At 59.2% G+C, this 11,627-nt stretch carries 8 protein-coding genes; 1 reads left to right on the plus strand and 7 read right to left on the minus strand.

What is annotated here, in order from left to right:
• Positions 1 to 149 precede the first annotated feature (149 nt).
• From PLO63_16075 to PLO63_16090, 4 genes are all read right to left on the minus strand, one after another.
• Positions 150 to 1,310: an FAD-binding oxidoreductase gene (locus PLO63_16075; GenBank protein ID HOI75663.1), complete on the minus strand. Its 1,161-nt coding sequence runs from the start codon at positions 1,308 to 1,310 to the stop codon at positions 150 to 152.
• 10 nt (positions 1,311 to 1,320) lie between these two features.
• On the minus strand, positions 1,321 to 2,823 hold the full coding sequence (locus PLO63_16080; GenBank protein ID HOI75664.1) for an NAD(P)/FAD-dependent oxidoreductase: 1,503 nt from the start codon (positions 2,821 to 2,823) through the stop codon (positions 1,321 to 1,323).
• Positions 2,824 to 3,860: 1,037 nt separating this feature from the next.
• Positions 3,861 to 6,107, minus strand: a complete 2,247-nt coding sequence (locus PLO63_16085) for a molybdopterin-dependent oxidoreductase (GenBank protein HOI75665.1) — start codon at positions 6,105 to 6,107, stop codon at positions 3,861 to 3,863.
• Between the two features lie 38 nt (positions 6,108 to 6,145).
• Positions 6,146 to 6,523: a MarR family transcriptional regulator gene (locus PLO63_16090; protein HOI75666.1), complete on the minus strand. Its 378-nt coding sequence runs from the start codon at positions 6,521 to 6,523 to the stop codon at positions 6,146 to 6,148.
• Positions 6,524 to 6,928: 405 nt separating this feature from the next.
• Between PLO63_16090 and PLO63_16095 the strand changes: the two genes are divergently transcribed.
• On the plus strand, positions 6,929 to 7,897 hold the full coding sequence (locus PLO63_16095; GenBank protein ID HOI75667.1) for a 3-keto-5-aminohexanoate cleavage protein: 969 nt from the start codon (positions 6,929 to 6,931) through the stop codon (positions 7,895 to 7,897).
• A 75-nt stretch (positions 7,898 to 7,972) separates the two neighbouring features.
• Here PLO63_16095 and PLO63_16100 read toward each other — a convergent pair whose 3' ends face one another.
• The 3 genes from PLO63_16100 to typA form a co-directional block, all read right to left on the minus strand.
• Positions 7,973 to 8,641, minus strand: coding sequence for a flagellar brake protein (locus PLO63_16100; protein ID HOI75668.1), 669 nt, complete (start codon positions 8,639 to 8,641; stop codon positions 7,973 to 7,975).
• A 37-nt stretch (positions 8,642 to 8,678) separates the two neighbouring features.
• Positions 8,679 to 9,050 carry a prepilin-type N-terminal cleavage/methylation domain-containing protein gene (locus tag PLO63_16105; protein HOI75669.1) on the minus strand — a complete coding sequence of 124 codons (372 nt, stop codon included), beginning with the start codon at positions 9,048 to 9,050 and terminating at the stop codon, positions 8,679 to 8,681.
• 153 nt (positions 9,051 to 9,203) lie between these two features.
• Positions 9,204 to 11,030 carry a translational GTPase TypA gene (typA, locus tag PLO63_16110; GenBank protein HOI75670.1) on the minus strand — a complete coding sequence of 609 codons (1,827 nt, stop codon included), beginning with the start codon at positions 11,028 to 11,030 and terminating at the stop codon, positions 9,204 to 9,206.
• Positions 11,031 to 11,627 lie beyond the last annotated feature (597 nt).

Below are 11,627 nucleotides of genomic sequence, written 5' to 3' on the forward strand. Positions count from 1 at the left end.
TCATTCCTGTCCCGGCATGGGACAGCGGCGACGACGATCCGAATACGGGAATCGCCCCGAAAGGGCGGGTTCCCGGCGGAACCTGCGGTGTGTCTTCAAAAACGGCTTCTCCCTACGATGAGAATGCAGGGAAGAAGGGAAAGGTCCTGTTACAGCCGGATTTCCAGATCCGACAGGGGATAGGTCAGGCAGGCGTGAACGTAGTTGAACCAGCGGTCCGATTCCCGGACGGCGGCCCGGTCCGGCGTGAAGACACGGCCACCCAGGATTTTCATCCGGCAGAAGCCGCATTCTCCGCTGCGGCAACGCGAGGGAACGGAGAATCCGTTCCGTTCCAGGGAGTTGAGAAGCGATTCCCCCGCTGCGGCAGGGAATGACACACCGCCGCGGATCGTCACCTGAAACACTTGGCCGGCGGAGACTTCGTAGGGCCACCCGGCTTCCCGGGTCACGTCCGACAGGGGGCCGCAGGACTCGCGTTTGATCCGTCGGCGAAGAATCGACAGCCTTTCCAGCTCCGGTTCCATGAACCGGTACATCTGCTCGGGTCCGCACAGGTAGAAGGTCTTCCCTTCCGGCGACCCGACAAACCGCCGGATCCGGTCCGCCGTAATGAATCCCCTGGGGCCGCGGTACCCCGGAGGAGGCTCCGAGATCACGAAGCGGACCTTGATGAAGGGATGGCGGCGGGCGATCGCCTGCAGCTCACGCTTGAAAATCACGTCGTCGGGGGTGCGGCTGCCGTAGATGAGCCAGATCCGCCGGGGCAGGTTGCGCTCGACAGTCTCCCGGATGAGGCTGCGGAAGGGGGTGATCCCCGAGCCGCCGGCGAGAAAAACGAGATCGTCTGTGTCGATCAGCGGTTCGTGGTAAAAGGTCCCGCCGGGTCCGGAGATGGTGAAGGTCCGGCCGACCCGGACCTCGTCCAGAAGGTAGGGGGAGACGAATCCGCCGTCCTGGCGGCGGACGGTCAGCTCGTAAAAGCCGCGCTCGTGGGGCGGTGAGGCAATGGAAAAGGCCCGGCCTGTCCGGACCCCGCCGATGGTCACAGACCAGTTTACGTACTGGCCCGCCCGGAACGGGGGCAGTTGTCCGTTCCGGGCGGTGAGGCGAAAGGTCTTCGCCGTGGGTGTCTCTTCGCGGATCTCCGCTACGGCAACGTCGATCTCCTTTGGGTGGAGCCGGCCGATCACCGAGGCGGCGAAATCGCGGGGCAGCGCCAGGTCGCCGCAGGCCTGCTCCAGGACTTGGCGCTCCCGTGCCGCTTCCGCGTAGCCTTCCACATGGTTCAGGTATTCTTCAATGTTCAATGCCGATCCCCTATGCAAGTTTCTTCAGGGCCATGGAGCCCGCCAGGAATCCGGAGGTCATGCAGGTCTGGTATCCGCCGCCGGGAAGGGTCCAGGCGGAGGCGAAATAGAGTCCCTCCAGGGGCGAGCGGTTGCCCAGCCGGAGAAGGCCGGAATCTGAGAGGTACTGGTCGAAGCCGTAGATGCTGCCCCCGGGATTGCCGGTGTAGCGCATGTTAGTGAGGGGCGTCGCCACCTCCACGACTTCGAGATGATCACGGAGCCCCGGGAAATACCGCTCCGCCTGATCGAACATAGAGGCGGCGAAGGCGTTCTTCTCGTCGACGTACCGCTCCGGCGGTACCAGGTACCACGGCCTGGCATAGCTGGCCGCCGTCATGACGATGGCCGCGGTGCCGGGCGCGGAGAACTCGGGATCGGAGGCCGTGTAGCTCGTGAAGAGCATCCCCTTGGGCGGCTCCAGGGTGAAGGCCGTCTGCCAGGCCTCCTCGATCCGGTTGCCGAAATGGATGAAGTTCTCGTGGGTGGTCGCCCCGACGGCCTCGGGAGGACAGTCAAGGCCAGCGTAAACGTTCACGGTGGAGAACCCGATCTGGCGGCTGTTCACCTGGCGGCGGTAAGCCTCCGGAACCTGGCCGAGCCCGACCAGGTCGCTCAGGGTCGAGGGGATGCTGGCATTGGAAACGACAATCTTTGTCTCCACTTCATCATCTTCGTCTGTGATCACGGCTTGGACGGCTCCGTCCTTCAGGACGATCCGCTTGGCGCCGCACCCGAGCCGGACCGTCCCGCCGCTCTCGGAAAAGGTCTCCAGGAAGGCGTTGGACAGGGCCTGGTTGCGGCCCCGGATGTGCATGGGATGCTGCTTCAGGAGGGCGTCCCAGCAGGAGGCCATCATGTGGAAAGGGACCTTGGAGGGCGGCAGGCCAAGATAGGACCAGAAAGGGGAGACGGCGCTCTTGAGGTCTTCGTCCCGGAAGAAGTGATCCCTCACCTCGCCGTAGGTTTTCATCCCCCAGCGCGAGAAGGCGGGAAAGCTCTCCGGGGTCAGGTCTGCGGCCCGCTTCTTCGCCGCCACGAAGACGCCCGAGAGATCGCGGGCGAGCTCTTTCATCAGGGCGAAAAAGTCCCGGATCCTGTCGGCTTCCCGGGGGAACCGGTCCGCCAGGACGGCGATCGCCTCCTCCCAGTCGGGCGGGATGGTCACGTCGATCCGGTCGTCCATGACCCGGTAGAGCTCTTTCAGGGGAATGAATTCAACCCGGGAGGTGATGCCCAGGAAATCCAGGTACTCGAAGAGCCTGCCCCTCTTCCCGGGTAGTCCGATCCCCGAGAGGACGTGGAGGGAGGCGTCGAACTCAAACCTGCCCCGGCGGAACGAACTGGCGTATCCCCCGGGGACATGATGGCGCTCCAGGAGCAGGACCTTTTTCCCGCAACGTGCCAGGAAGGTGGCGGCCGACATTCCCCCGAGACCGGCTCCGACGACCACGGCATCAAATTTTTTGTCCATGTGCTTTCCCATTCCGGCACTGGCTTCAAGCCGGCATCGGGCAGCCGAAACGTCCCTTTAAAAATTCCGGGATGCTTGCGCTGCCCGGCGTGCAATTGTGTTCCGATCCGTTGGTCCGTGAAGCTGAGCGGAACCGTGAGCCAAAATCCTCATTGTTTTAGCCGGAAATATGCCAACTGTGGGACCTTCCCGTTTGCATTGTCCGCGGCCCCTTGTTCTTTAATTAATTCATTAGGATGCGGGATTGAGGGAGGGTGGTGATACTCCTCTGGAAGCATGCCTCCCGACCGCCGATTTTGGATGAATCCTGATCAAACAGGGTATCCACAGCCGTCCGAGTGGCATCTTCCGCAAGGAACATATTGAAATGGATGAAATATTTGATGTGGCTGAAACCGGACCAGGGATGCGGACGATATTCATCCGGTTCCGGGGAAAACTGCGATGAACGGATTTCAAGTCCGCTCCTCTTCCTTTTCCTTTATTTCTTCTTTTTTATAGAGAATCAGGCACGGATGGGAGGCCGGCATGTGGGAGCAGGGCTTCCCTCGCGCTCAGAAGCGTTTTTTCGACCCTGCAACGTCTCGCTCCGCTGCAAAGTCATAACTCGCACCTGGCGGTGCTCAGACAGATGACTTTGCGGGCGCTGCGCTGCGACGGCAGGGTGCCCCGAAAAAGCCGCTATTCGCGCTCCGGGAAGCCCCTCCTCCCGACCAACGTTCGTGGGGTTAAACATCGTAAAAATTGGGACGCTTCCCCAATTTTTTGATTCGGGAACAACGCGCCTTGCCTGTTCGTAACGAAATATTCTGGGAAGTGTCGTTTTTAGGCCGATGTTCGCGGGGGCGCGACCGGGGGTTCCCAGAGGAGCGATTAGAAAACGTTTCCGACCCCCAGGCTCATCGGTTTCAGAAGGCGAAGAGCGGAAACGTTTTCGCGACGGCGGGAGCCCCCGTGGCAGCCCCCTGCGCCGCGATGCGAAGAGCAAGAAAAAGAAGAGGAAGAGAAGCTGACTTGAAATCCGCTCTCCGTAACGTTCAGCCTGCTTGGCCGGCGGCCTCCACCCGGCAGGGGACGTATCGGTGCATGGGTGTTCCCAGCCAGTCCCGGTGGGTGTTCTTGGTCAATCGATTCACGTTCACCCCGTGCATCTTTCCATCGTACACCAGGCCGAAGCCGTGGGGAATGACCACGTGTCCTTGCCGCGCGGTCTCCGTCACCTCCGCTTCGATCTCCACGGAACCGGCCTCCGTCGTCACCCGCACGTTCTGCCCGTCGCGGATGCGCAGGACCTCGGCGTCGACAGGGTGGATCAGGAGGGTGCAATCGCGCTTTCCCTCGTTCCAGGCGGGGTTTCTCATGAGGGTGGTGGCGTTCATGCTGAAGTGCCGGCCGGCCATGAGAATGAGCGGGAACACCGGATCCGGCTCCAGATCTCTTTTCTCGTTTTCCGCAGTGATGCTTTCCAACTCGGTCCTGAGCTCCGGGATGACGAGGTTGATCTTTCCGTCTTCCGTGCGGAGGGATTCCAGGTTGGTTTCCGGGTCCACCTGCCCGACCCAGATCCCTTCCGGGTGGTCCATGATCTTCTGAAAGATCTCCTCCCCCATGCCCAGCCCCGGTGTGAAGCCCGCCCGGGCGGCGTCCCTGCGGAAGGACTTGGGCAGGGTCTGGAGCATCCCCCAGAGAGCGGCGAGGTGAACGGACCCCATGGCCTTGCCGAGGGTTTTTCCCAAAATGAACGGCATGGTCTTCATGACCGCCGGTTCTTTCCCGATGTAGTCCATCAGGGCCATCCCGAAGGCGGCACGGCCTTCCTCCGCCGCTTTGTACAGGCTGTCCGGGATGGATGGAATCTGCCCCAGCCGGTCCGCCAGGCGGAGGTGGATCTCGCCCAGCTCCAGGGGCTCTCCTTCCGGCTGGATGATGGGACGCCGCATCTGGAAGAAGATCCCCGGGTAGGTCATCGCGAAAAAGGTCCCGTCCCAGGATTCATAGGCGGAACGGGAGGGAAGGACGTAATGCGACAGGACTGCCGTTTCCGTCATGGCCAGTTCCGCTGTGACGAGGAGATCCAGCCGTTTGAAGGCCTTTTCGTAGGCGGTGGTGTCGGCGTAGGAGCGCAGGGGATTCGATCCGGAGACCAGGACTGCCCGCAGCCTCTCCGGATGGTCCGAGAGGATCTCCTCGGGCATGGCGTTGGGCGGGTAGCAGCCTGTGATCGGGGGGAAACTCGTGGCCATCGTGCGCCAGGATTTCGGGTCGCGCTCGTCGGAGTGGGACCCGATGGGCATCATGTGGCCGCGGAAGACGTTGCCTCCGCGGACACCGATCCGTCCGCAGATCGCCAGCAGGGTTGCCGCCAGCCAGGATGAGACGGCGCTGTGGCGGTTCATCATGATACCCAGGTCGTAGCGGAGACAGGATTTCCGCGTGGCGAAGAGGCGGCAGATTTCATGGACGCGGCCGTAGTCCAGATCGCAGGCTCGTACGGCGTCGCGGGTGTCGAAGTCCGCAAAGAGGGATCGGATCTCTTCCAGGCCGGAGGTGTGCTTCTCGATATATTCCCTGTTTTCCCAGCCCTCCCGAAGGATGATGGCGATCATGGCCCGCATGAGCAGGGCGTCCGTTCCGGGGCGGATGGGAAGGTGGATGTCGGCGATTTTTGCCGTCTCGGAGAGGCGGGGATCGATCACGACGAGCATCTTTTCCGGATCTTTGGCAATCCGTTGCAGGTGTCTGGGTGCCTGGGGGATCTGGTGGCTCTGCATGCCGTTCCAGCCGAAAACCAGGAGGAAATCCGTTTCCTCCGGATCGATCTCGATGTGGATGTTCTGGCGTCCGTACATCCGCCCACCGGTCCAGAACAGGCCGGAAAATTCCTGGGTCAGGGCGCTGTAGTGGTAGCGGGATCCCAGGCCCCGCATGAGGCGGACGCCGAAGGCCGCCTCGAAATGGCACCCCTGGCCGCCGCCGCCCATATATGCGAAGGAGCGGGGACCGTATTGCCCGATGATGTCTTTCAGCCTGCCGCCGATCTCGTCGATGGCCTGTTCCCAGGAGATCCGCTCGAACCGGTCTCCCACCCGTTTCAGCGGGTATTTCAGGCGGTCGGCGTTATGCTGATGGTTGGCGATATTCATGCCTTTCCGGCAGACGTATCCCTCGCTGCGGGCGTTCGATTTGTCGCCCCTCACCCTGACGATGCGGTTGTCTTCCACTTCGACCACCAGTCCGCAGTTCTGGGCGCACAGCACGCAGCCGGTGTGAAATGTCGCAGCCATGGTCTTCCTCCTTTGCTGAAGAGCTCAATCCCGATTCGTCATGATCTTGCCGCGGAAGCCCGCAGTTTCGCGACGAGACGCCGCAGCTCGCTGTTCTCGTCTTCCGATAAATTTGCCATAAATTCCACGTTGGCCTCGGCGATCACCCGGGCAGCCTCGGCTCCCATGGCCCGGCCCTGATCCGTCAAGTGGATCTGGATGGACCGGCGGTCGGCCGGATTGCCCTTTCGTTCGATCAGTTGAGCCGCTTCGAGGCGGTCGATGATTCCCGTCAGGGTGGCGCTGTCCAGTTCCGTTTTCCGGCCCAGTTCACTGGAGGTGATCCGGTCTTCAACATGGAGGGCCCCCAGGATCATGGCCTGAACCGGCGTGATGTTCAGTTCCGAGACCTTGTGGTTCAGGAAACGGTTTCCCATCTGACTCGCCTTGGCGAGCTGGAAAAAAATGCAATCGTCTAATTTCACGCGCGGATCCCCACAATGCTTGCCTGCAATATACTTGCATGCGAGTATATTGCAGCAGGCCGACCCTGTCAAGCGTCGTTGCCCCCGGGTAGTGATTTCCAGGACGAATCATCATCACGCGTCAGGGTTCCTGCCGCGTTTACACAGGGGGAAAGGCAGGAGGCATTCGAGGCTCCATGGCGGCGTGTTCTGTCTCTGAAGCAGTCGGCGAGGCCGTCATGGCCCGTTGTCGCGATCATAATATCCATTGGATATCCGTCCTTTACACGGCGTGAGAATTTGTTTATCAAAAAGATCCATACGGCCGCGGATCGTCGGATTCCCCTAACCAACCAACATTTGCATAAGGAGGGCATGATGAGCAGAGACTCGTATATCTGGGACTACAGGAATCCTTATGAATGGATGAGTCGGACGGTACAGGCGAAATTCCCGCCGATGATCATCACGTGTGCCATTACCGGCGGGGTGCAGGGCAAGGAAATGAACGAGAACCTTCCGGAGACGGCGGAAGAGCAGGCCGATGCGGTTTACGAGGCCTACAAGGCGGGGGCCGTCTCCGTTCACCTTCATGCCCGCGTTCCGGGCAACCAGTCTCTCACGACGTCCGATCCGGCGGATTATTCAAAGATCAACCGCCTCATCCGGGAGCGCTGTCCGGACATCATCATCAACAACACCACCGGGGGAGGGCCATGGCTGACCACGGAGCAGCGGATGTGCTGCCTCTTTGCCGATCCGCCTCCGGACATGGCCAGCCTGAACCTGGGGCCTTTCATGCTCAAGATGCCCCTCAAGGATCGCAAGGAGCCTCTGCCCAATCCGCGTCCCGGTTTTCTCTTCGATCAGTGCATTCCCGCCAGCTATGCCGATGTTAATCTCTATGCGAAAACCATGAAGGAGAAAGGGATCAAGCCCGAGATCGAACTGTATCATCCTGGTCAGTACTGGGTCCTGCAGGACCTGCTCCGGGAAGGGAACCTGGATCCCCCTTATATGGTGCAGTTTGTCATGGGGTTTCAGACCTCTTCGTTTCCGACCCCGGCCAACCTCCTGGGACTGATCAACGAGCTTCCTCCCCAATCCATGTTCGCCGTCATCGGAGTCGGGCCTTTCCAGTTGGCCATGAACGCAATGGGAATCCTGCTGGGAGGGCATGTCCGGGTCGGCATGGAAGACAACATGTATTATCGGAAGGGGGAGAAATTGAAGAGCAACGCGCAACTGGTAGCCAGAGTCAAGCGCATTGCCCTCGAGATGAACCGTGAGATTGCAACCGTTGCCCAGGCCAGGGAAATGCTCGGGTTACCGCCGGCAGGCAAATGATCAGCCGGGAAGCCTGGGAAAGGGACGACCCGTTCCCTTTCCCAGGCTTCCCTTCGCCTTTCGATACGGCAGGGTTTACTCCTGCAGGCTGGTAATGATCTCCCGGATGAACGTCAACGCTTTCGTCTGAGGCTCCGTTTCGATCCCGTCCTTGATCGAAAAACCCATCGTCACCTGTTGTTTGTCCACCACCATGGAACGAAGTTCCACGACCAGCGTCTGCATGGTTTCCTCACCGAGAAACCGGAATGAGAGATTGAGCGTATCGCCCACATTCAGTTTATCGAGATCCGTGCAAGCGCTTGCCTTCGCCCGGAACCTGCATCCCCCCATGCTCATGTCGTTGATGAAGCCTTTGCATTCCATCTCATCGGGGAGCCCCTCCAGGTGAATGAACGCGGGGATCAGGCAATCGAAACGCTCATTCTTTCTCGTGTTGTGGCTTTCAATGGTCTCAGGGTAGGAAAGGAGATAAAGGCGAACGGGTTCTTTGATCGCGCCGATGAGGGTTGACCGGAATCCGAAGACCTTCCCGGAATGAAGATAGCGGACGATGACGTGATTCTTCTGGTAGAGCTTCGAGACCAGGTCCGGAACATGCGGCATTTTCACAAGCAGGTATCGACCGTGCTCCGCCCCGATCAGAAGGCTCTTGAAGGTCCCGATTCCCTCAACGGTGAGTTGCATGGGCATTTCCATGGCAACCCCCGGACATAATTCAACACAGCTGCTTTCGTTCTCCATGCAGCGCACTCTCCTTCACTGGATATTCCACCTGCCGTCAGGGCGAAATGGCGCCGGTACTGTTCACCGAATAGGTTTTGCCTCCGCTTGCGTGGACGGACGTGATGGACAGACCGGACATGGTTCCGTTCACAACCGTGGTCGTCACGCCGGCAGTCGACTTGAAGCCGCTTGTGGACAGGATCGAGAGATCCACCGTGGCTGTCGGCGAGTCGGTGAAAAACGTCTGGGACGCCGTAAAGGCGTTTTTCACGTCGGATTTCGCCGCGGCCTCGTATCCCCTCGTGCGGTAGGCTGTGAACTGCGGGATGGCGATGGCTGCCAGGATACCGATGATGGCAATGACGATCATCAATTCGATGAGGGTAAATCCTGCATCCCCTTTACGCCGCCGGAATCGGTTCAACATTGAAGCCCCCCTCCTTTTCTAGGACATAACCGGTTGTTGTTTCCGGACATTCTCGTCCGGTCTCCGCCTCCCGAAACGCGTCTTTTCATATCAAATCATTTCTGCGGAATCCAGCGTCCAGCATCCGTATCGCCGTCCGATCGGCCTGGTTTTTCATGTCTCTCGATCCTCCTTTCGCTGGAGCGACATCCGCCGGATGGGATCAAGCTCCGACTTGCGCAAGCGGATGCTCTGCGGCGTAATTTCCACCTGCTCGTCCACTGCGATAAATTCAATGGACTGATCCAGCGATAAGGGACGCGGTGGTCTCAGCGTCACGGTAGCCTCCGCCGTTGAGCTCCGGATATTCGTCAGTTTCTTTTCTTTGGTAATGTTTACCGTCAGGTCGCCGGCACGGTTTCTCTCGCCAACGATCATCCCGGCGTAGACCTCGGTTCCGACTTCGACAAACAGCTCCCCACGATCCACCATCGCCAGGCTGGCATAGGTCGTCACCCGTCCGCTCCGGTCGGCCAGGATTGCCCCGCTGGCCCTTTGCGGGATTGGTCCGAACCACGGCTGGTATTCCTCGAAAAGTGTGTTCATGACCCCGGATCCCTTCGTGTCCGTCATGAAATGACTGCGAAATCCGATCAGGCCGCGGGAGGGAACCAGGAACTCCAGATTGATCCGGCCGCTTCCTCTGTTGATGAGCTGAACCATCCGTCCTTTCCGGATCGACAATTTCTCCGTCACAATGCCGACGAATTCGTCCGGGACATCGATGAACACCCGCTCCACCGGCTCGCAGATCCTGCCGTCGATGCTCTTCGTGATGACATTCGGTTTGGATACCATCAGTTCGTATCCTTCTCGCCGCATGGTCTCGATCAGCACGGCCATCTGCAGTTCTCCCCGTCCGCAGACCTCGAAGGCATCCTTGCGATCCAGATGTTTCAACTGGAGCGCGACGTTCCGGAGGCTCTCCTTTTCCAGGCGTTCCAGAAGATGCCTGGATGTCAGGTACTTTCCCTCCCTGCCCGCCAGGGGACTGTTGTTGACGGAAAAGATCATGGAGACCGTGGGTTCGTCGACATGGATCCGGGGCAGCGGCAGGGGATTATCCTGGGAAGAGATGGTGTCACCGATTGTGATCGCCGGAATGCCGGCAATGGCGACGATGTCGCCGGCTTCGACGGCCTCAACGGATTTTTTCTTCAGGCCGTGAAACGTATACAGGGCGGAAAACCGGATGCCCGTCGTGACGGTTTCCTCGCCACACAGGGCATAAAACTGGTTCATTGCAAGCGTTCCATGCAGCAGACGCCCGATGGCAATCTGCCCCACATAAGGGTCGTAGTCCAGGTTCGTTACCAGGAACTGAGGGATCTGCTCATCATCCGCCTCGGGGCCCGGGATGACTTCGCAGATTACGTCCAAGAGCGGTTTCACGTCTTCCGAGGCGTCGCCCAGCTGCCGATGGGCGATTCCCTTCTTTGCATTCGTATAAAGAATGGGAAATTCGATCTGTTCTTCTCCGGCGTCGAGATCGATGAACATGTCGTAAATTTCGTTGATGACTTCTTCGATCCGGATGTCGCCACGATCGATCTTGTTGATGACAACCACAATGGGCAGTCGCTTGGCCAGGGCTTTCTTGACGACGAAACGTGTCTGCGGAAGCGGGCCTTCGCTGGCATCGACAAGTAGAATCACGCCGTCGACCATGTTGAGGCTTCGTTCGACCTCACCTCCGAAATCCGCATGGCCGGGTGTGTCGACGATGTTGATTTTGATGGTTTCGTATAATATTGCTGTGTTTTTCGCCATGATGGTGATGCCCCGCTCTCTTTCGAGGTCCATCGAGTCCATCACCCGCTCGGCAACTTCCTGATGCTCCCGGAAAGTCCCAGTCTGCTTGAGCATGGCGTCAACCAGGGTTGTCTTCCCATGATCGACATGGGCGATAATGGCAATGTTCCGTATGTTCTGCTTGCGCATGGCAACGTCCTTTATTCCCTTCTCAACTTTATGGAATCGTGAGACCATAGCAGAGGAAGGGGCGACGTGCAAAAAAAACAAAGCCTGCCCCGCGGGAGGCGGGTGTTTCTATGGACATATCACGGCGTAGACCGGGACCGATCCCGTGTTTCCCGCTCCTGTCGCTGCTCCAATGCATAAACTATTGATTATTTGGATGGATTGCCTTCAAGGACGAGGGGTGAAGTGGGACTGACCCGATCGGGGCGTCCGATCTCGATTATAGTTTTGTGATATCAGCAGGATGGCGGACTCGCCCGGACCCCCTTGACAATGGAATTCGTTCGTTCTATGGGGAAATCAAAAGTTAGCAGATTCTGCGGTGCTCGTTATCGTTCCGGATGGCTGAACCAACACAGTAAGAGCGTCAGGGTCTTATTGGTGGATGCCACCCGAGGAAGACCGACTCGTTCAACAAAGGGAATTCAGTCCCGTCCCAGCGAGACGGCAACCGCGGATCATATGTCCCCCGACGGGTTCCCCGCCGGGGGGTTTTTATATGACTGATCGTTTCGTTCAAGACGGTTGAACGAAGCATCTCCCGAATCCATCCCGGAA

This window comes from Syntrophales bacterium (assembly GCA_035363115.1).
Taxonomy (GTDB): domain Bacteria; phylum Desulfobacterota; class Syntrophia; order Syntrophales; family PHBD01; genus PHBD01.

What these genes read in the sequence shown, in the direction of transcription:
- PLO63_16105 (HOI75669.1), bottom strand. Translation starts at nt 9,050, where the DNA reads ATGTTGAACCGATTCCGGCGGCGTAAAGGGGATGCAGGATTTACCCTC.
- typA (HOI75670.1), bottom strand. Translation starts at nt 11,030, where the DNA reads ATGCGCAAGCAGAACATACGGAACATTGCCATTATCGCCCATGTCGAT.
- PLO63_16090 (HOI75666.1), bottom strand. Translation starts at nt 6,523, where the DNA reads ATGGGAAACCGTTTCCTGAACCACAAGGTCTCGGAACTGAACATCACG.
- PLO63_16100 (HOI75668.1), bottom strand. Translation starts at nt 8,641, where the DNA reads ATGGAGAACGAAAGCAGCTGTGTTGAATTATGTCCGGGGGTTGCCATG.
- PLO63_16095 (HOI75667.1), top strand. Translation starts at nt 6,929, where the DNA reads ATGAGCAGAGACTCGTATATCTGGGACTACAGGAATCCTTATGAATGG.
- PLO63_16085 (HOI75665.1), bottom strand. Translation starts at nt 6,107, where the DNA reads ATGGCTGCGACATTTCACACCGGCTGCGTGCTGTGCGCCCAGAACTGC.
- PLO63_16080 (HOI75664.1), bottom strand. Translation starts at nt 2,823, where the DNA reads ATGGACAAAAAATTTGATGCCGTGGTCGTCGGAGCCGGTCTCGGGGGA.